General features: G+C 72.3%; 20 protein-coding genes. 1 reads left to right on the forward strand and 19 read right to left on the reverse strand.

Going from position 1 to position 19,808, the window contains the following annotated elements; translation table 11 throughout:
• Positions 1-38 precede the first annotated feature (38 nt).
• From O1G21_RS13790 to proS, 18 genes are all read right to left on the reverse strand, one after another.
• A complete protein-coding gene (locus tag O1G21_RS13790; protein ID WP_270150980.1) occupies positions 39-623 on the reverse strand; it encodes a TetR/AcrR family transcriptional regulator in 585 nt (194 codons plus the stop codon).
• A 112-nt stretch (positions 624-735) separates the two neighbouring features.
• Positions 736-1,545 (reverse strand): RNA polymerase sigma factor WhiG, encoded by an 810-nt coding sequence (whiG, locus tag O1G21_RS41775; protein WP_405000801.1) that lies wholly within the window; start codon positions 1,543-1,545, stop codon positions 736-738.
• 698 nt (positions 1,546-2,243) lie between these two features.
• On the reverse strand, positions 2,244-3,488 hold the full coding sequence (gene dprA / locus O1G21_RS13800; RefSeq protein ID WP_270143739.1) for a DNA-processing protein DprA: 1,245 nt from the start codon (positions 3,486-3,488) through the stop codon (positions 2,244-2,246).
• On the reverse strand, positions 3,485-5,194 hold the full coding sequence (locus O1G21_RS13805; protein ID WP_270143741.1) for a YifB family Mg chelatase-like AAA ATPase: 1,710 nt from the start codon (positions 5,192-5,194) through the stop codon (positions 3,485-3,487). The genes dprA and O1G21_RS13805 overlap by 4 nt, the downstream gene beginning before the upstream one ends.
• A 1-nt stretch (position 5,195) precedes the next feature.
• Positions 5,196-5,699: a YraN family protein gene (locus tag O1G21_RS13810; protein ID WP_270143743.1), complete on the reverse strand. Its 504-nt coding sequence runs from the start codon at positions 5,697-5,699 to the stop codon at positions 5,196-5,198.
• A gap of 168 nt (positions 5,700-5,867) precedes the next feature.
• The gene (locus O1G21_RS13815) at positions 5,868-6,194 is read right to left on the reverse strand and encodes a DUF2469 domain-containing protein (RefSeq protein WP_030056781.1); all 327 of its coding nucleotides are present in this window, start codon (positions 6,192-6,194) and stop codon (positions 5,868-5,870) included.
• A gap of 55 nt (positions 6,195-6,249) precedes the next feature.
• Positions 6,250-6,723 carry an NUDIX hydrolase gene (locus O1G21_RS13820; RefSeq protein ID WP_270143750.1) on the reverse strand — a complete coding sequence of 158 codons (474 nt, stop codon included), beginning with the start codon at positions 6,721-6,723 and terminating at the stop codon, positions 6,250-6,252.
• Positions 6,724-6,862: 139 nt separating this feature from the next.
• A complete protein-coding gene (lepB, locus tag O1G21_RS13825) occupies positions 6,863-7,618 on the reverse strand; it encodes a signal peptidase I (protein WP_270143751.1) in 756 nt (251 codons plus the stop codon).
• Between the two features lie 145 nt (positions 7,619-7,763).
• Complete coding sequence (gene lepB, locus O1G21_RS13830; RefSeq protein ID WP_270143754.1) at positions 7,764-8,768, reverse strand: signal peptidase I; 1,005 nt, start codon at positions 8,766-8,768, stop codon at positions 7,764-7,766.
• Positions 8,769-9,010: 242 nt separating this feature from the next.
• Positions 9,011-9,775 carry a signal peptidase I gene (gene lepB / locus O1G21_RS13835; RefSeq protein WP_405000641.1) on the reverse strand — a complete coding sequence of 255 codons (765 nt, stop codon included), beginning with the start codon at positions 9,773-9,775 and terminating at the stop codon, positions 9,011-9,013.
• 196 nt (positions 9,776-9,971) lie between these two features.
• Positions 9,972-10,904, reverse strand: a complete 933-nt coding sequence (gene lepB / locus O1G21_RS13840; protein ID WP_270143756.1) for a signal peptidase I — start codon at positions 10,902-10,904, stop codon at positions 9,972-9,974.
• A 77-nt stretch (positions 10,905-10,981) separates the two neighbouring features.
• Positions 10,982-11,332, reverse strand: coding sequence for a 50S ribosomal protein L19 (rplS, locus tag O1G21_RS13845; RefSeq protein WP_030243502.1), 351 nt, complete (start codon positions 11,330-11,332; stop codon positions 10,982-10,984).
• Positions 11,333-11,486: 154 nt separating this feature from the next.
• Positions 11,487-12,305 carry a tRNA (guanosine(37)-N1)-methyltransferase TrmD gene (gene trmD, locus O1G21_RS13850; protein ID WP_270150984.1) on the reverse strand — a complete coding sequence of 273 codons (819 nt, stop codon included), beginning with the start codon at positions 12,303-12,305 and terminating at the stop codon, positions 11,487-11,489.
• Positions 12,306-12,427: 122 nt separating this feature from the next.
• The gene (gene rimM / locus O1G21_RS13855) at positions 12,428-12,979 is read right to left on the reverse strand and encodes a ribosome maturation factor RimM (protein ID WP_270143758.1); all 552 of its coding nucleotides are present in this window, start codon (positions 12,977-12,979) and stop codon (positions 12,428-12,430) included.
• Positions 12,980-13,110: 131 nt separating this feature from the next.
• Positions 13,111-13,350: an RNA-binding protein gene (locus tag O1G21_RS13860; protein WP_030056773.1), complete on the reverse strand. Its 240-nt coding sequence runs from the start codon at positions 13,348-13,350 to the stop codon at positions 13,111-13,113.
• A 2-nt stretch (positions 13,351-13,352) separates the two neighbouring features.
• The gene (gene rpsP, locus O1G21_RS13865) at positions 13,353-13,781 is read right to left on the reverse strand and encodes a 30S ribosomal protein S16 (protein WP_196946892.1); all 429 of its coding nucleotides are present in this window, start codon (positions 13,779-13,781) and stop codon (positions 13,353-13,355) included.
• 381 nt (positions 13,782-14,162) lie between these two features.
• On the reverse strand, positions 14,163-14,741 hold the full coding sequence (locus tag O1G21_RS13870) for a hypothetical protein (RefSeq protein WP_270143760.1): 579 nt from the start codon (positions 14,739-14,741) through the stop codon (positions 14,163-14,165).
• 424 nt (positions 14,742-15,165) lie between these two features.
• Complete coding sequence (gene proS, locus O1G21_RS13875; RefSeq protein ID WP_270143761.1) at positions 15,166-16,578, reverse strand: proline--tRNA ligase; 1,413 nt, start codon at positions 16,576-16,578, stop codon at positions 15,166-15,168.
• A 460-nt stretch (positions 16,579-17,038) separates the two neighbouring features.
• Here proS and O1G21_RS13880 point away from each other — a divergent pair, with 460 nt between their 5' ends.
• Positions 17,039-17,743 carry a class I SAM-dependent methyltransferase gene (locus O1G21_RS13880; RefSeq protein ID WP_270143763.1) on the forward strand — a complete coding sequence of 235 codons (705 nt, stop codon included), beginning with the start codon at positions 17,039-17,041 and terminating at the stop codon, positions 17,741-17,743.
• 110 nt (positions 17,744-17,853) lie between these two features.
• Here O1G21_RS13880 and ftsH read toward each other — a convergent pair whose 3' ends face one another.
• Positions 17,854-19,782 (reverse strand): ATP-dependent zinc metalloprotease FtsH, encoded by a 1,929-nt coding sequence (gene ftsH, locus O1G21_RS13885; RefSeq protein WP_270143765.1) that lies wholly within the window; start codon positions 19,780-19,782, stop codon positions 17,854-17,856.
• Positions 19,783-19,808: the final 26 nt, after the last annotated feature.

Here is a 19,808-nt window from a genome sequence, read left to right on the forward strand (position 1 = left end):
GGGGGTCGCGGGTACGGGTCGAGCGGCCGGGCAGCCGTTCAGCCGCGGTCGAGGCCGTGCAGCGCCAAGGCGACGGCGGCGTCGGCGATCGCCTCGGCGGACTCGACCGGGCTGCCCCCGCGGCCCCCGGCGGCGAGTTGCTCGGCCCGGCGGACGGCAGCCTCCACGACCCCCTGCAGCAGTGCCGCGGCGAGCCGGGGCTGCTCGTGGCCGAGGTCCTCCAGCGCCTGGACGACCAGGCCGACGAGCCGGCCGTGCACCGCCCGGATACGCTCGCGCGCGGCCTCGTCGAGTTCCACCGCCGAGATGGCCATGACCGCCCGGTGCCTGGAGTCCCCGGCCAGCGCCAGCTGTCCCCGGACGTACGCCTCGATCCGCTCGGCGGCAGTGTCGCAGCTCGCCATCCCGGCCTCGATCTCGGCCGCCCAGAGCGGGAAGTCCACCTCGCAGAGCGCCTCGACCACGGCGGCACGGGAGCGGAAGTACTCGTAGACCGAGGAGCGCGCCAGCCCGGTGCGGGCCGCGAGCGCGGGGAAGGTCAGTGCTTCCATGCCGCCCTCGGTGAGCAGGGTGCGGGCAGCGTCGAGGAGGGCTGCCCGTTGCAGTTGGCGATGCTCGGCCACCGTGGCCGCTCGGATCTTCGGCACGCTCCCACTGTACGGAGCCCTACCTGCGGCCGATACGGCGCCGCGCATTCGGGCCAGGGGGCGGGCCCGCCGGGCAACTCGGCGCCCGCTACCGGATGTCCGAGAGCTTGGCGCGCAGTTGGAGGACGGACTTGGTGTGGATCTGGCTCACCCGGCTCTCCGTCACCCCCAGCACCTGCCCGATCTCGGCGAGGGTGAGGCCCTCGTAGTAATAGAGCGTCACCACCGTCTTCTCCCGCTCGGGGAGGGTGTTGACAGCCTGGGCCAGCAGTCGGCGCAGCTCGCGGTCCTCGGCCACCTCGACCGGGTCGTCCGCGCCGTGGTCCTCCAGGGTGTCCATCAGGCTCAGCCGGTCGCCGCCTTCCCCCACCGGGTGCAGCAACTCGTCCAGGGCGACCACGTTGGCGAGCGACAGCTGGCTGAAGATCGCGTGCAGGTCCTCGATCGCGATGCCCATCTCGGCCGCGACCTCGGGCTCGTGCGGCGTCCGGCGCAGCCGGGCCTCCAACATCGCGTAGGTCCGTTCGACGGCCTTCGCCTTCTGCCGCACCGACCGGGGGATCCAGTCCAGGGCGCGCAGCTCGTCGATGATCGCCCCGCGGATGCGGCTGATCGCGTAGGTCTCGAACTTGATGGCGCGGTTGATGTCGAACTTCTCGATCGCGTCGATCAGCCCGAAGACCCCGGAGGAGACGAAGTCGGCCTGCTCGACGTTGGAGGGCAGACCGACCCCAACCCGGCCCGCCACGTACTTGACGAGCGGTGAGTAGTGCAGGATCAGCTGCTCGCGCAGCCGCTGATCGCCGGATTCCTTGTACGAGCGCCATAGCTCTTCGAGCGCACTGCGCCCCTGCGCGGCGGCCTCCCGGGCGTCCGCGCCCTCGCCGGCGCCTTCCACGCGGGGGCGGGACGCGGGTGGGGAGGTGGCGTCCGGAGCGGGGGCGCTCGAAGGCAGCCGGGGGGCGCGCCCGACGGCCGCACCACCGGGCGCGTCCGCCTCGGCGACCGCTCCGACGACGGCGGCCGCCCCGGTGCCGCGCGCCGGCTCGATGCTGTGCGCCGGCCCGGTGCCTTGCGCCGACTCGATGCTGTGCGCCGGCCCGATGTCGTGCGCCGACTCGGCGTCGGGGGCTGACTCGGCGCCGAGGGCCGCGTCGGCGCTGGGAGCGGTGTCGGTCCCGTGGGCGGCATCGGCGTCCCTGGTCGTGTCCGCCGGCTGGCCTGGCACCACCGTCGGCCGGCCGCCCTGGCGCGACAGGCCTCCCATCGTCCCCGCCGACTTGGGCGGGAACTCGGTCACGGGGCGCCGCTCGGTCCGCGGCCCTCCCGAGGACCGGGCGCCACCGGTCACTCTGTGTCCGGGAATGTGTGTGGGCATACGTTGGTCTGCGCCGTTCTGCCGAGTCATGTGCTGATAGGGAAGGCATGTGGAGCGTAGCGTGACCAACTCGCTGCAAAGCGCTACCGCCACCCGGTCGTCCCTCGATCCGGTGGCCTTCGTCCAGCGGATCCGGCCACACGAGCGGAAGAACCGGATCAGCAGGTCAGCCGGACCGTCCCGGCTCCCCTCCCCTGGACGCACCCGTGTTCGTCCTCCTACGGGCACCTCCTCCGCACCACGCGCCAGTGCGCACCGTGCCGCTCCACGAAGCCGAGCGAGACCAACTCGTAGAGCCGCTGCAGGACTTCGTCCGGCGGGAGCCCGGACTGGCGGGCCAGTCGCTCGACCGGAGCGCCCTCCGCCGTGGCCGGCACGGCCTCCAGGACCCGGGCCACCGCCGGCTCCAACAGGTCCCGCGGCAGCACCGGGCCACTGCGCTGCGGGGCCAGGTCGTCCCCGATCGCGCCGACCAGCTCGGTGATCTCGGCCGCGTCGGTGACCAGGGTGGCGCCGCCGCTGCGGATCAGGGCGTGCACCCCGGCGGAGAGCTCCGAGGTGACCGGGCCGGCCACGCCCATGGTGTGGCGATTGAGGTCCCGCGCCCGTCTGGCCGTGCTCAGGGCTCCGCTGCGCAGGGCCGCCTCGACCACCACGGTGCCCCGGGTCAGCGCCGCGATGACCCGGTTGCGGAGGACGAAGCGGAAGCGGTTCGGATGCTCCCCGGGCGGGAGTTCGCTGACCAGCAGGCCCTGGACGCCGATCCGCCGGATCAGTTCGGCGTTCCCCTTCGGGTAGGCCACGTCGACCCCGCAGGCGAGCACGGCGACGGTCATCCCGCCGACGGCCAGCGCCCCGCGGTGGGCCGCCGCGTCGATCCCGTACGCGGCTCCGGACACCACGACCCAGCCGCGCTCGGCCAGTTGGGCCGAGAGCTCACCCGCGACATGGGCGCCGTAGGCCGTGCAGGCCCGCGAGCCCACCACCGCCACCGAGCGGAGGGCGAGCAGCCGCAGCGAACCGGTGCCGCTGGTCCACAGCCCGATCGGGCGTCCGTCGCCCAGGTCGTCCAGTTGACTGGGCCATTCCGTGTCCCCCGGAATGATGAAGCGTCCACCCGCGTCCCGTACCCGTTTCAGGTCGTCTGCCGGGGCGAGACCCGGGAGCCGCGCCTGGTAGGCGGCCAGCCGGGCGGAGTCCAACCCCGGGTGGTCGGGGACGGTGCCCTCCCGGATCGCCCGGACCACCTCCACGGCGGATAGTTGGCCGAGCCAGCGGCCGACCACCGCGTCGCCCGGTTCGCTGAGCCGGTTGAGCAGGACGCGGGCGAGGCGCTCCGGTTCGGGCGCGTCCGGTGGACCGGCTGCGCCCGCGTGGGGTGTCCGGGGATCCTGGGGATTCTGGAATGTCTGGGGGTCCTGGGGTGTCCGGGGTACCTGGGGGTGCCCCAACAGCTGGTTCATGCAGCCTCCTCGTCGTTCGCCGCGGGCTCCGTCCGCGCACCGGGCCAGTCGTCGTCCGGGCCGCTCCTGCGCTGGGCTGGGATGGTCCCGAGTCGACCGCGGGGGCGCTCGGGCAGCGGAAGTCCCTGCTCGACGCCGGTGCGCAGGACCAGGGCGGTGCGCACGTCCCGTTGGTCCGGCCGGTCGCGGCCGGCCAGATCGGCGACCGTCCAGGCGACCCGGAGCACCCGGTCCAGGCCGCGGGCGGTCAGCAGTCCGCGTTCCAACTGGCGCGCGACGTCGTTGAGCGCGCCGGCCGCGAGCTGCCAGCGGGTGCGCAGTTCGTGGCCGGGCACCTCCGCATTGGTCCGCCAGGGGGTGTCCTCCAGCCGGGCCGCCGCCCGTTCCCGTGCCGCCAGCACCCGGGCCGCGACGGTCTCGGTGCTCTCCGCCGTGGCGTCCCGCTCCATCAGCTCGATCCTGGTCACCGGGGCGACCTGGACCTGGAGGTCGACCCGGTCCAACAGCGGCCCGGAGAGCCGCCCCTGGTACCGGCTGACCATGGCCGGGGTGCACTCGCAGCCCTCGCCCCGCCGTGAGTACCGGCCGCACGGACAGGGGTTCGCGGCCAGGCAGAGCAGGAACCGGGCCGGGAGCCGGAGCGATCCGGCCGAACGGGCGATCACCACCTCGCCCGACTCCAGCGGCTGGCGCAGCGCGTCGAGCACCCGCACGGGGAACTCCGGCGCCTCGTCCAGGAAGAGCACGCCCCGGTGGGCGAGGGACACCGCCCCCGGTCTCGGCAGACCGCTGCCGCCACCGACGATCGCGGGCATCGTGGTGGAGTGGTGCGGGGCGCAGTAGGGCGCGGTGTCGATCAGCGGGCGCCCGACCGGGAGCAGGCCCGCCACCGAGTGGACGGCGGTGACTTCCAGCGCCTCCTTCTGGGTCAGCGGCGGGAGCAGCGAGGGCAGCCGCTCCGCCAGCATCGTCTTGCCCGCGCCCGGTGGCCCCTTGAGGTAGAGGTGGTGCCCTCCGGCGGCGGCGATCTCCAGGGCTCGCCGGGCCTCGTACTGACCGGCCACGTCGGCCATGTCGAGGCGCAGTGCCCGGTCGTCGGGCAGGCCCCGGACGCCCGCGCTGGGCAACATCAGGCCAGCCATCAGCGGATCGGGCCGGCCGCCGATCGGGTCGGTCGGCTCCTCCGGCTCGGCCGCCCCGGTCAGGATGGCGACGAGCTGGCGCAGGCTGCGGACCCCGATCACCGTCACCCCGGGAACGAGCGCGGCCTCGGGCGCCGTCTGCTCGGCGACCACGACGCGTTCGTACCCGGCGTCGGCGGCGGCCAGCACCGACGGCAGCACCCCGCGGACGGGCCGCACCCGGCCGTCCAGCCCCAGCTCGCCGATGAGCAGCAGGTCCGCGATGGAGGACGGGTCGAGCCGCTCGGCGGCGGCCAGCACGGCGCAGGCCACCGCGAGGTCGAAGCCGCTGCCGCTCTTCGGCACCGAGGCGGGGCTGAGGCCGACGGTCAGCTTGCGCTGCGGCCAGGCCTCCCCGCTGTTGCAGACCGCGGCGCGGACCCGGTCGCGGGCCTCGGTGAGCGCCTTGTCGGGCAGGCCGACCAGGGTGAACGCGGCCACCCCGGGCTCCAGATCGGCCTGGACCTCGACGATCACTCCGTCGACGCCCACCAGCGCGACGGAACAGGTACGGGCGAAGGCCATCTCAGACCACCCCCCGGAGGTGCTCGACCAGGGCCGCACCCCGCGCCCGGTTGACCACCGCGACCAGATCGATCCGCACCCCTCCCGGTGGGGCGGGCGGCCACTGCGGATCGGACGGCCCGGGGTCGTACCCGGGCCCGGCCAGCCGGGCGAAGTGCCCGGGCCAGCGTTCGGCCAGCCAGCGCTCGGCGAGCCGCCGCAGCCGGGCGGCCTTGGCCCGGTCGATGGCCTCGCTGGGCTGTTGGAAGCCCCGCTCGGAGCGGGTCTTCACCTCGCAGACGGCGATGGTGTCGCCGTCGAGGGCGACGATGTCCAGCTCGCCCTCGGCGCAGCGCCAGTTGCGGTCCAGGATGCGGAGGCCGGCCTCCGCGAGGTGGCGGGCGGCGACCCGCTCCCCGTAGCGGCCGAGCCCGTTCCTGGTGCCGCGGTCCGGCTCCGCCCCGCCGTCCGCCCCGGTTGCGGCCGCGTTCGGTACGGCCTGGTCCTGCACGATGGTGTTCTGCATGGTGACCACCTCCGCCGAGGAGGCTGCACCACCGTGCGCACCAGAGCCGGGAAATTCCGTTTCCCTGTGGATAACCCGGGCCTGTGGATAACTCTTGTCACCCGCAGGAGTGAGAAGCGCTCGTCACGCGAAATTCGGCTGGACAACGCGGGACGAAGTCGTCCAACGTCAGTTCCCGAAGCCGGACTCGTCCGAGGGCAGCTCCAGATCGCTCTTCGCGAGTTCCTCGATGTTCACGTCCTTGAAGGTCAGCACCCGGACCTTACGGACGAACCGGGCCGGCCGGTACATGTCCCAGACCCACGCATCCGCCATCGAAACCTCGAAGAACACCTCGCCCTGCACCGAGTGCACCTGCAGCTCGTAGTCATTGGTGAGGTAGAACCGTCGCTCGGTCTCGATCACGTACTTGAACAGGCCGACGACGTCCCGGTACTCCCGGTAGAGCTTGAGCTCCATCTCGGTCTCGTACTTCTCGAGATCTTCGGCACTCATCCAGGCGTCCCCTCAACTTGTCACGTCCACCCATTGTGGACCACCGCACCCACGCTCAGAGCCGTACCGGATCGACCGGCGGGCCCTCTGCCAGCAGTCGCCCCAGCAAGTCGGCCAATCCGGCCGGATAGACCGTCTCGGCGGTGCCCCGCAATTCCTCGACCGTCCACCAGCGCGCCCCGAGCAGCCGCGCGTGCTCGTCCTCGCCAACGCCCGAGTGATCCAGAACCGTCTCCGCGGTCCGGGCCAGATGAAACCACTGCTCCTGCTCGTAGCGCTGTCCCTGAAAGGAGAACGACACCGTGCCGTACGCCACCAAGGGCCCCAGGTCCACACCCCGCAAGCCGGTCTCCTCCACGAGCTCCCGCTCGGCCGCCTCGCACACGTCCTCCCCCGGCTCCAAGCCGCCCCCGGGCGTGAACCACCACGTCTCGCCGGGCACCGCCGGGTCGGCGCCCAGGAAGAGGAGGATGCGGTCCAGCCCGTCCAGCAGCAGGATCCGTGCGGCCCTGCGACGCTGTGCCGTCATGGCAGCGCTCCACGCTCCTTCCGTTCGCATCGGTGGCGCTACCGATCCTGCCACCCGGCGCGTCCGTCCGGGGCGATGTTCTGCAGAGCGGCCCCGCCGCCGACGGCCCGCGGAGCAGCCCGGCCCCCGAGGGCCGCGCTCAGGAGCTGCGCCCCCGGCGGAGCCGGCGCGCCAAGCCCGCCACCCCGCCCACCGCCGATGTCACGACGATCAGCGCCGCGCCCGCAACACTCGCGTAGGCGGCCGGCTCCAGCGGCCCGGGCTCGGCGGCCTTCGGGCCCGCGAAGCCGTCGAAGGCCGTGGTCCGGTCCAGCACGCCGGTCCGGCCGAAGGGCAGCAGGGTGGCCTCGACCCTGGCCTCGACGGCGGTGGCCGGGACGGTCCCGCCGTCGACCTCCAGGTGGGTGCGGGAGTCGAGCGAGCCGACCCGGTTGTCGCCGAGCAGGAACAGCCGCCCCTGCGGCACCGTCACGCTGAACGACTCGCCCTGGCGGCCGTCCGTCGCGAGGTACGGCTCGTCCACCGGCTGTCCGTTGACCACCAGCCGGTGGTCGTCGGCGGTGGTGGCGACGGTGTCACCGCCGACCGCGACCACCCGCTTGACCATGAGCTCCCCGCCCCAGGCCTGCTCCCGGAAGACCACCACGTCGCCCCGGCCGATGGTGCCGCCGTCGGTCTTGCGGGCGAGCACGGTGTCGCCGATCTGGAGCGTCGGGTGCATCGAGGCGGTGGGGATCTTGTACGGCCGGTAGTCGACCGCGATGAGGGCGAAGCCGCCGATCATCAGCAACAGCCCGAGCGCGAGCGCGACGCCCTGCAGCACCGCGGCGGGTCGGCGGCCCGGCCGGGCGGGCGCGTCCGGGCGGTCGGCCGACTGTTCCACGACATTGCTCATCGACACCGTCCACCTCTGGCCGACCGGAGAACACCACTGGCACGCCAGTGGCTCGGGCGCGAACGCCGGCGGGCCGTGGCACGTCCGAGCAGATTACTCGTCGGTACCACGGCCCGCGCAAGAGTCGGGGACGACCCGGTGGAGCTCAGGACTCCTTCCGGCGGTCCGTCCGGGCCCGCACCCGACGCACCAGCGGAAGCAGGGCGACGGCACCCACCGCGCCGGCCACCGGAGGCGCGACCGGCAAGGCCCCCGCCAGGCCCGTCTGGTCGAAGGTGTCCGGCACCGGGAGCGTGGACCAGTGGCTGACCGGCCAGGCCACCACGAAGGCCCGCCCGATCACGTTGTCCACCGGCACGGCCCCACCGCCCGGCTGGTCCATGTGGAAACGGGAGTCCAGCGAGTCGGCGCGGTGGTCGCCCATCACCCAGATCCGGCCGTTCGGCACCTTCACCGGACCGAAGGGCTGAGTGCCGCAGGGCGTGTTGCCCGGGTAGATGTACGGCTCGTCGAGCGCGACGCCGTTGACCTTGACCGGCCCGTCGTCCTTGCACTCGACGGTGTCCCCGCCGACCGCGATGACCCTCTTGATCAGGTCCTTCTCGTTGGCGGAGGGCATCAGACCGACGAAGCTGAGCACGTCCTGCACCCCGCGGACGAAGGAGTTGCTGCTCTGCTGGATCGGCTCGTCGTTCAGCCAGCCACCCGGGTCGTGGAACACCACGACGTCACCACGCTCGGGTTCGGATCCGAACCAGGGGGTCAGCTTGTCCACCAGGACACGGTCACCGACCTGCAGCGTGTTCTGCATCGACTCAGACGGAATGGAGAACGCCTGGACGAAGAAGGTCTTGATCACGAGCGCGAGGATCAGCGCGATGCCGATCAGGATCGGCAGCTCCTTCAGGAAGGACCGCTGCTTGTGCGGTTTGGCCGGAGCCTCCGCATCAGACCCGTCCGCGTGCTCGCCCTCCGGCCGCCCGGGCTCCGAAGGGCCGTCCGCCCCGGTGCCGTGCTCGTCGGCGGTCTGGGCTGCCGCGTCCTCGACCGCGGCTGACGGCGCCGAGGACTCGGCGGACCGGGTCACCCGGCCACCAGGGCCCTCGGGTTCCCCGGCGCCAGAGCGGGCACCGATCACCAAATCCCCCACAACGTCTCCTCCCTGCTGTGCGGACGCCCGCGCGCCCGCGCTCAGAGTGCCGCACAGCGGGCACCACGCTCGCCACGACCGTGAACGCATCAGGGCTGCCCACAGCGGGCTCCCCTGACACCAACCCGGCCTCGACGCACGGCCGGGACCACTCCCGGCCGCACCTGCACTTCTCTATCACTCCAGGGCATCCGGCTCGCGGTTCCACACGCGCTGTCCGGCCGTCCAACGGCCGGAGCGGCTCACTTCGGAGGCCGACCCGGCCGGCGAAAGACGAACGGAAGGATGCCCAACACACCCATAACGAGCGGAGGTTCTGTTGGAACCGGCCCAACGCCCATCGATTCCGGCACAGTTCCGCCGAGCCGCGAGCTCGCGGCAAGAGAGGAGAGTGAACTCGGTTCATCGAGTTGATGGAAGCGGCCGAGCGGCCAGGCGATCACGAACGCACGACCGACCACGTCGCTCAGCGGGACGGTGCCCTGCCCCGGGTTGCCCATGTGGAATCGGGAGTCGGCGGAGACGTCCCGGTGGTCCCCCATGACCCACAGGCGCCCCTTCGGCACCGTCACCTTGAACGACTGCCGGGACGGCGGATTGCCCGGTGCGAGGTACGGCTCCTCCACCGCGCGGCCGTTGACGGTGAGCCGTCCCTGCGGGTCGCAACACTCGACGGTGTCCCCGCCGACACCGATCACGCGCTTGATCAGGTCCCGCTCGTTGTCGGACGGCAACAGCCCGACGAAGGTCAGTACCTGCTTGGTCCCGCCCAGGACCGGACCGTCGTCGGAAGGCTTGCGATCGTTCTCGAGCCAGCCGCCCGGGTCCTTGAACACCACCACGTCGCCGCGTTGCGGCTCACTGCCGAACCAGGGGGTCAACTTGTCCACCAGCACCCGGTCCCCGACCTGGATGGTCTGTTCCATCGAGCCCGAGGGGATCACGAACACCTGGATCAGGAAGGTCTTCAGCACCAGCGCCACCAGCAGGGCCACCAGGATGATCATCGGGAACTCGCGCAGCAGCGAGCGCTTGCGCCGACGGGCCGCACGTCGGGCGCTCCGGCGGCGCTCGGCGCGGCCGCGGACCGGCGCCCCCTGCGCGACCGGATCGGCGGAACCGACGGCCTCGGCGGGATCGGCCCCGGTGCGGTCCGCCGCGCCCTCACCCGGCTCCGGGGCCGGGCGGTCGGCGACCCGCCCCCTACCTCTGGTCCCCATGACCACCTGTTCCCGTGACGGCGGTGAAGGCCGAGGGCCGGTCCAGGCTGGTCAGGCGCGAGAACGGATAGACCACCCAGTCCGCCCGGCCGATCACCTTGTCCTCGGGCACGAAGCCGCCACCGGGCTCCCCGAGGTGGTCCCGCGAGTCCCGGGAGGCACTCCGGTGGTCACCCAGCACGAACAGCTCACCGGGCGGCACCACGATGTCGAAGGCCACCTCGGACGGCTGGTCACCCGGGTCCAGGTAGGAGGTCTCGTCCACCGGGACGCCGTTGACGGCGAGCGGCGCACCCGGGCCGGTGCTCCTCACCCGGTCGCCGGCGACCCCGACCACGCGCTTCACGTACACCGTATCCCCGGCCGGAACCAGTCCGAGGTCCCGGCCGACCGAACGCAGACTGTCCCAGAACCCCGGCGGCGCGGCCGGCTCCGGGAGGAAGGAGCCCGTCCCGTCGAAGACCACGACGTCGCCCCGCTGGGGATGGCCGCCGAAGGCGTAGGCGAGCTGGTTGGCGATCAAGCGGTCACCGGGTTGCAGGGTGCTCTCCATCGAGCCGGAGGGCACCGTGAACGGTCGGGCGACGAACGCGTTCACCAGCAGCAGCGCCGCCAGGCAGATCCCGACCAACAACAGCAGATCCCGCGACCGCGAACGCCCGGGCTCCTCGTCCTCCGACTCGGACTGGTCCTCGCTCTGGTCCCGGTCCTGGTCGCGGCCCTCGTCCGCCGCCCCGGCCCGGCCCTCGGCCTGCTCCGCTGTCCGCTCCCGGTCCCGGTCCTGGTCCTGCTCCCGCCCCTGATCCCGGTCCAGGGACGGCTCCGGCCCGGAAACGACCGCGGACCGCGACAGCGAGTCCGCACCGGAGGGTGCGGGACTGCCGTCGCGGTCCGCGGGTGGTTCGTGCGTGTTCATCGGGCGCTGAGCTTACCTTGCGGCGGCCCGGCCCTTCAGAGCGCTCCGATCCCCTGGCGTGGCCGGGGGCCGGTGGATCAGCGGTCGCGCTTCTCCTTGATCTTCGCGGCCTTGCCGCGGAGGTCACGCAGGTAGTACAGCTTGGCGCGGCGAACCGCACCGCGGGTCACGACCTCGATCTTCTCGACGACCGGGGTGTGCACCGGGAAGGTGCGCTCCACGCCGACGTTGAAGCTGACCTTGCGGACGGTGAAGGTCTCACCGACGCCGGCGCCGTGGCGACGGATGACGACGCCCTGGAAGACCTGGACACGGGAGCGGTTGCCCTCGATGACCCGGACGTGAACCTTCAGGGTGTCACCGGCGCGGAAGGCCGGGATGTCGGTGCGCAGCGAGGCCGCGTCGACAGCAGCGAGCTTGTTGCTCATGTTGCTCTCCATCGCAGGCGCCACGGGCCGCCCACGGAAGTTCGTCACAATGGGGTCTGCTGCGGGCCGCATCGGCTGACGGCGATCCCCCCGTGGCGGGGGCGCCGGTCCACGTGATCCCTACGGAAGGGAACCAGCGACAGACAGCAGCCGCCTATTCTTCCACACCACCGGCCGCGGGCCGAAATCGGCCGAGTTCCTCGTCCCAGGCCAGGCCCAGGACGCTGAGCGCCGCCCGGTCCTTCTTGTCGAAGGCGCCGTACTGCCAGCGCTCGACCAGGTCGGGCCGGTTGGCCAGGGTGCGGGCGAAGGCCTGCTCCCGCCGCCAGCGGGCGATCTTGCCGTGGTTGCCGCTGAGCAGCACGTCCGGCACGGTCCGACCGCGCCATTCGGCGGGCTTGGTGTAGACCGGGCCCTCCAACAGGTCCGCCATCGCGCCGGGGGCGAAGGAGTCGTCCCGGTGGGACTCGGCGTTGCCGAGCACGCCGGGCAGCAGTCGGGCGATCGCCTCGACCATCACCAGCACCGCGACCTCGCCGCCGGCCAGCACGTAGTCGCCGATCGAGGCCTCGACCACCGGCATGCGGGTGGCCGCCTCCTCGATCACCCGGCGGTCGATGCCTTCGTACCGCGCGGGGGTGAACGCCAGCCAGGGGCGGCCGGCCAGCTCCTGGGCCAGCTCCTGGGTGAACGGGCGCCCGCTCGGGGTCGGCACGACCAGGGTCGGCACCTCGCCCGCGGGCCCGCCGGCCACCACCGCGTCCAGCGCCTCGCCCCACGGCTCGGGCTTCATCACCATGCCGGGGCCGCCGCCGTACGGACTGTCGTCCACCGTGCGGTGCACGTCGTGGGTCCATTCGCGCAGGTCGTGGAGGTGCACGTCGAGCTGGCCGCGAGCGCGGGCCTTGCCGACCAGCGAGATGTTCAGCGGTTCCAGGTACTCCGGGAAGATCGAGACGACGTCGATCCGCATACCGGACTGGACGCCCGGACCGGCACCCAGGCCGCCGGAGTCCTGCCCCGAGTCCTGCCCCGAGTCCTGCCCCGAGTTCTGTCCGGCGTCCTGCCCGGCGCCCTGGGGGGTCTGCTCGACGGTCACTCCGACTCCTCCACCGCCTGATCGACGACCTCGGCCTGCTCGGGGTCGATGAGCCCGGCCGGCGGGGTGATCACGGCCCGCTGGTTCTCCAGGTCGATGGTCGGCACGATCTGGGTGACGAAGGGCACCAGTACCTCGGTCCCGTCGGTCTTCTTCACCGTGAGCAGGTCCTGGTAGGGCAGGTGGACCACCTCGGTCAGCTCGCCGACCGGGGTGCCGTCGAGCAGCACCACGTCGAGGCCGATCAGCTGGTGGTCGTAGTACTCCTCCGGGTCCTCCGGACGCTCGTCCGGGTCGACTTCGGAGATGAGCAGCGTGCCCCGCAGCGCCTCCGCCGCGTTGCGGTCCTTGACGCCGGCGAAGCGCAGCAGCAGCCGGCCGCTGTGCACCCGGCCGGACTCGACGGTCAGGGGCCCGGCCGAGGCCGGGTCGGTGAGCAGGACGGCACCGGGGCCGAGCCGGAGTTCCGGCTCGTCGGTGCGGACCTCGACACTGACGTCCCCCCTGATGCCGTGGGCGCGGCCGATCCTGCCGACGACGAGCTGCACGGTGATCGTTCTCCTGGAGTTGCTGAGCGAGAAGGCAGAGACAGTAAGCAGAGACAGCTAGCAAAAAAGGCCGACCGGGACGACATGCGTCCCGGTCGGCCTCAAGCCCGACGGCTGAACGAGCAGCTGCGTCAGCGAATGTTGTCCACGTCGACCAGGTCGACCCGGACGTTGCGACCGCCGAGGGCGCCGACCACGGTGCGCAGTGCGCGCGCCGTACGGCCGCCCCGGCCGATCACCTTGCCGAGGTCATCGGGGTGCACGCGCACCTCGATGGTGTTGCCCCGACGCAGGTTGCGCGAGCGCACCTGCACCTCGTCGGGGTGCTCGACGATGCCCTTCACCAGATGGTCGAGGGCGTCCTCGATCACGATCAGGCCTCGGCGGCGGCGTCGGCCTCAGCCTCGGCCTTGTCCGACTTCTTGGCCTTCGGGGTGATGGCGACACCGGTGGTGGCGTCCTCGAAGCCGGCGACGGCCTTGGCGAACAGGTGCGAGAAGTCCTCGACCTTCGGCTCGGCGACCTTCAGCGGCTCCGGAGCCGGCAGGCCCTTGAACTTCTGCCAGTCGCCGGTCAGCTTGAGGATGGCGAGGACCGGCTCGGTCGGCTGGGCGCCGACGGACAGCCAGTACTGGGCGCGGTCGCTGTCGACCTCGATCTTCGAGGGGTTGTAGGTCGGCTGGTAGATGCCGATCTCCTCGATCGCGCGACCGTCACGCTTGGTGCGGGCGTCGGCGACGACGATGCGGTAGTGCGGGGAGCGAATCTTGCCGAGACGCTTCAGCTTGATCTTGACTGCCACGGGAGTGGATTCTCCTGGTGTTGACGTGGGTGAGCAGCGTCGCCGTCCGCGTGGGGTTGCGGGGCGGGCCGTTCAAGGGACACGCCAGCCGTAGGAGAGAGGGGTCCTGCCCGGCTGCCGAGTACTCAGCTGTCCATTCTGCCATACCGGCGCGGACGCTCTTCACCCGGCCATCACGCGCGGAGCCCCCGACGGCGCCTCGGCCGCCACCCACGGAGCCCCCGACGGCGCCTCGGCCGTCGCACGCGGAGCCCAGGGCTCGACCGGGAGCCCCCGCTCCCGGTCAGCCCACAGACTCACCGATGTCACCGATGTCACCGCTGCCGATCGCCCCGGCCGCGCCGACTGCCCGCACAGTCGCCGACCGGTCCCGGCCCCGGATTACGCGATCTTGAACGGCTGCTGGCACGCGCCGCAGACGATGGCCGCCTGCGCGAGCACCGACGGCACCACCCGGACGTTGCGGCCGCAGCCGCAGACCGCCTTGACCCGGACGCCGCCCCCGGAGGAGCCGTGCCGGGCGGCCGGGCCGCGGAAGGCGCGGTTCGTGCCGTCGCCGGCCACCGCCTCCTGGTGGGCGCCGAGGGCGCGGTCCAGGCGCTCGATGGTGTCGGCGTAGCGCTCCTGCGTCTCCTTGAGCATGGTCACCTGGGAGAAGCCGCTGCTGGCGTGCGGCTCGACCGGGTGCGCCAGGCCCAGCTCGGAGGCGAGCATCAGGAAGCGCCGGTTGTGGTAGCGGCCGGCGCGCGAGGTGTCCCGGATGTCCCGGGCCGCGGCCAGACCGTGGGCAGCCTCGTGGAGGAGCCGCTCGAAACCGAGCCGGGTGCCACAGGCCGAGGAGGACTCGCCGATCAGCGCCTCGGGCGAGGCGAGGTCGGGGAGGTCCTGGTGGTAGGCCTGGATGTCACTCCAGGCGGCGGCCAGTTCGGCCGCGAGGACGAGGGGCTGTGTCGTGCTCACGCTAGACCAACGATGCAGAGCGAGCCGATGTTCCGCATGTTCCCGTTCTCCGGGAATTCCCAGGGAACTCCCAGGAATGCACGACTGCGCGCGAATTGCGCGTTCCGGATCTGACGCAAGACCAACCCCCTGCCGGTTTCGGCCCGCCGTAACGTCGGCGGGCCTCGTGAATTCCGTCCGGGGAGCGGGCTGTCGCCCCCAGGACGTACGGCCCGTGGACCCGCCGAAGTTGACAGGGCCACGGGCCGTACACCGTACCGCTATTCCGTTAATACCGGCAGTTGACCGGCCAGTAGGGATGTCCGCTTCGCGGATCCTCCGACAGAGTTACCGGATTCTTACCCATCCGCATTCCGGGCAAATGTCGCCGGTAACGGTCATTACCTGCCAACGATCGACAAGGCGATCGACAAGGCGACCGGCATCAGTACGCGCGCGCGACGATCGCGATATTGCCGTCCTGGTCGTCCGCCTGCGGCACCGAGCCGTCGGCCGCGACGATGCAGCGCACCGTGACGCCCTGCTCGGCCAGCTTGGCCTCGCCCTCCGCGCCGAGGTCGGCCCAGGCGATCCGGCCCCAACCGGTCGCGGCGGCCTCGACGGCCTCGTCCAGGGTCTTGACATCGACGGTGCGGGCCTCGCGGCGCTCGCGGGACTGGCGCAGCAGCAGCGCCTGGTCCTCCTCCAGGACGCCCGGCAGCAGCGCGGCCAGGGCGTCGATGGAGACCGGCTCCTTGCCGCCCGGGATGCGGCGGGCCAGCATCGCGGTGCCGTTCTCCAGGTCGCGCGGGCCGACCTCGATGCGCAGCGGAACGCCCTTGAGCTCCCAGTCGACGGCGCGGCGGCCGAACGGGGTGTCGGTGCGGTCGTCGACCACGACGCGGATGCCGGCGGCCTCCAGCTGGGCGCCGATCTCGCGGACCTTGGCGATGACCGCGTCGTCGCCCTTGATGGCCAGCACCACGGCCTGGACCGCGGCCAGGCGCGGGGGCACCCGCAGACCGTTGTCGTCACCGTGGGACATGATCAGGCCGCCGACCATGCGGGTCGAGACGCCCCAGGAGGTCTGCCAGACGTGCTCGCGCTCGGCGCCCTGCAGCTGGTAGGTGGTGTTGAACGCCTTGGCGAAGTTCTGGCCCAGCTCGTGGCTGGTGCCCATCTGCAGGGCCTTGCCGTCGCCCATCATGCCCTCGAGGGTGAGGGTGTTGATGGCGCCGGCGAAGCGCTCCTTGGCGGTCTTGCGGCCGAGCACGACGTCGATGCCGAGCACGTTGGTCATGAAGTCGCCGTAGACCTGGGTGTGGATCATCGACGCGTAGTCGCGGGCGTCCTCGTAGGTGGCGTGGGCGGTGTGGCCCTCCTGCCAGAGGAACTCGGTGGTGCGCAGGAAGACGCGCGGGCGCAGCTCCCAACGGACCACGTTGGCCCACTGGTTGATCAGTAGGGGCAGGTCACGGTGGCTCTGCACCCACTTCGAGAAGTACTCGTTGATGATCGTCTCGGAGGTCGGCCGGACGACGACCGGCTCCTCGAGCTGCTTGCCGCCGCCGTGGGTGACCACCGCGAGCTCGGGGGCGAAGCCCTCGACGTGCTCGGCCTCCTTGGTCAGGTAGGACTGCGGGATGAACATCGGGAAGTAGGCGTTCTGCGCGCCCGCCTTCTTGATGCGCGCGTCCATCTCCTGCTGCATCCGCTCCCACAGGCCGTAGCCGTACGGTCGGATGACCATGGTGCCGCGCACCGGACCGTTGTCGGCCAGCTCGGCCTTGTTGATGAGGTCCTGGTACCAGCGCGGGAAGTCTTCCGCCTGAGGGGTGAGAACGGGTGCCTTAGCCATGAGCGGAATGGTACGGGGCGCGACCCCCTCACTTCGAATCGCCATCACACCCACGGGAGGAGCCGGACACCCGTGGGAGGAGCCGGACGCCCGCGGGACATGGAGGACGCCCGCGGGACGAGGAGGACGCCCGCAGCAGGGCACCGGCAGGAAGGGGCGGACACCCGCAGTCGCGGGACGCCACCCGCAGGGGGCGCACGACCGCGACACGGGCGCACCACCCTGCACCCCTCTGGACGCCGGGCCCGACCCGCTGTTCGCTGGAGTGGGGCGGGACTTTGGGGGAGCCGTAGCAGCACACCGAAGGACCGGATGGGAGGCCGCGATGGCTTCAGCTCGGACGACCGGCACGACCGCACGACCGGCGGACACGCGACCGACGGGCGCACGACCGCACCACCCGCTGCAGGGGGCCGTGGGGCCCGCGCGGGCGCGCGACTGGGCGGAGATCCAGGAGCGCATGCTGGTGCCGCTCTACGAGGCGGTGTACGACCGCCTGGAGGTCGGCCCGGCGAGCAGTGTGCTGGGCCTGGGCTGCCGCTCCGGACTGGCCCTGCTGCTCGCCGCCGGGCGGGGCGCCCAGGTCGCCGGGCAGGAGCCGCGGGAGGAGCTGCGCGAGCTGGCCCGGGGCCGTCGGCTGCGGGTGTGCGCGGGGGCCCGGCCGACCGCCGCCGTCCCCCGCTCGGCCCATTCGCTGGTGACGGTTTTCGACCAGCTGCCCGGCGCCGCCGAGCCCGGCCGGGTGGTCGCCGAGGCCGCCCGGCTGACCCTCCCGGGCGGACACGTGGTGCTCGCCGCCTGGGGTCCGCCGGAGCGCTGCGAGAGCGCGTCGGTGCTGGACGCGGCCCGCCGGATGGCGGGGCGGACCACGGCGCGCGATCCGTTCGAGCTGAGCGCACCGGGCGCGCTGGAGGACCTGCTCGCCCCGATCGGCCTGCGCCCGGCCGGCAGCGGCCGGGTGGGCTGCCCGTTCGCCTATCCGGACCTCGACAGCGCGGTGCGCGGTCTGTTGTCCACCGGGCTGTTCGAGGCGGCGGAGGAGTTCTCCGGCGCCCCGCTGGTCGCCAAGGAGCTGGAGGAGGCGCTGCAGCCGTACCTGCGCCCGGACGGCTCGGTCCGAATGGAGAACGTGTTCCGCTACCTGATCGCCGAGCGCCCGCGCTGAAGGCACGGAGCCGAAAACACGAACCTGGACACACGTAACCGAACACCAGTAACCGAACACCCGAAACCGGGGGCGCCCGCCACAACGGCGAGCGCCCCCGGATCCGTGGTTCACGCCTCCTGGTCGGACGTCCCCCGCGGCACCCCCGCCGCTCGGTAGGCCGCCTCCTCGTCCAGCGTCTCCGCCTCCAGCAGCGCCGCCGCCAGCGCGTCCAGCCGGTGCCGCTGCTCGGTCAGGATCCGCACCGCGTCCTCGTAGCACTCGGCGACGATCCGCCGGGCCTCCTCGTCCACCGCGTCCAGCGTGGTGGGCGCCGCCGAGAGCCCGTACGCACCGGCACCCTGCACGTCCGCGGGCACCGCGGTGAGCCGCCCGACCCGCTCGCTCATCCCCCAGCGCCCGGCCATTCCGCGGGCGATGTTGGTGACCTGTTCCAGGTCGCTCTCCGCACCGGTGGTGATCACCCCGTAGACCACCTGCTCGGCCGCCATCCCGCCCAGCGCGCCGATGATCCGGCCGCGCAGGTAGGGCTCGGTGTACGAATAGCGGTCGTTCTCCGGGGTGGAGAGGGTGACGCCGAGGGCCCGGCCGCGCGGCACGATGGTGATCTTGCGGACCGGGTCCGCGCCCGGCTGGAGCATGCCCAGCAGCGCGTGCCCGCTCTCGTGGTACGCCGTCCGCTCGCGCTCCTCCTGCGGCATCACCAGTGGTCGCACGGCGCCGAGTTGGACCTTCTCCAGGGCGTCCGAGAGGTCCCGCTCGTTGACCGCGTCCTGCTCCCGCTTGACGGCCAGCAGGGCGGCCTCGTTGACCAGATTGGCGAGTTCGGCGCCGGTCATCCCGGGGGTGACCTTGGCCAGCTGGTGAAGGTCGGTGCCGCCGGCCAGCGGGACGGTCCGGGTGTGGATGCGCAGGATGGCCGCGCGGCCCTCCCGGTCGGGCGGGCTGACGGTGATCCGGCGGTCGAAGCGGCCGGGGCGCAGCAGCGCCGGGTCGAGCACGTCGGCCCGGTTGGTCGCGGCGATCACGATGACGCCCTCGGAGCCGGTGAAGCCGTCCATCTCGGTGAGGATCTGGTTGAGCGTCTGCTCGCGCTCGTCGTGCCCGCCCATGCCGCCGCCGGCGCCGCGCTGGCGGCCGATGGTGTCGATCTCGTCGATGAAGATGATCGCCGGGGCGACCTTGCGGGCCTCGGTGAAAAGTTCGCGGACCCGGCTGGCGCCGACGCCGACGATCATCTCGATGAACTCGGAGGCGGAGGCGGAGAAGAACGGCACGTCCGCCTCGCCGGCCACGGCACGGGCCAGCAGGGTCTTGCCCGTTCCGGGCGGGCCGCTCAGCAGCACCCCGCGCGGCATCTTGGCGCCGAGCCTGCGGTACCGCTCGGGGTTCTTCAAGTAGTCGACCACCTCGGTGAGTTCGGCCTCGACCTCGTCGATGCCGGCCACGTCGGCGAAGGTGGTGCGCTTGCCCTGCTCGGCGGTGACCGGCTTGGGCGGGGCCTTGCGGCCGAGCGGTCCGGCGCCGAGGCGGCCGGCCATCCGGCGGGCGAGCAGCACCCAGACGAAGACCAGCAGCAGCATCGGGGCGAGCGAGAGCAGCAGGTTGGTGAGGAAGCTGCGCTGCTGGACCGGCGAGGTGGCGGTGACCTCGACGCCCTGCTGCTGCAGGGTGGCCCACAGGTTGTCGCCCGCGAAGGAGGGGCGCTGGGTGTCGAACTCCGTGTAGTCGCCCTTGCCGCCGTCGGGTTTGGGCTGGGCGCTCTTGAGGGTGCCCTCGATCGCGTCGCCCTTGGCGTAGATCTTGGTGATGTTGCCCTTGTTCAGCTGGTTGTTGAACTCGGTGTAGGAGATCGTGGTGGCGCCCTGGTTGCCGAAGAACGACAGCAGCAGGTCGGAGATCAGGAAGACCACGAGTGCGGTGAGGACGAGGCCCGTCCAGCCGCCGGGCATCCGGCGGCGGGGTGGTGGCGGGGGCGGGGCGCCCTCGGACCGCCAGGGCTGGTCGGGGGTCTGGCGCGGCGGCACGGGTTCGGTCACCCACCGGACGATACGGACAGGCGCTC

The sequence above is a fragment of the Kitasatospora cathayae genome (assembly GCF_027627435.1).
Taxonomy (GTDB): Bacteria; Actinomycetota; Actinomycetes; order Streptomycetales; family Streptomycetaceae; genus Kitasatospora; species Kitasatospora cathayae.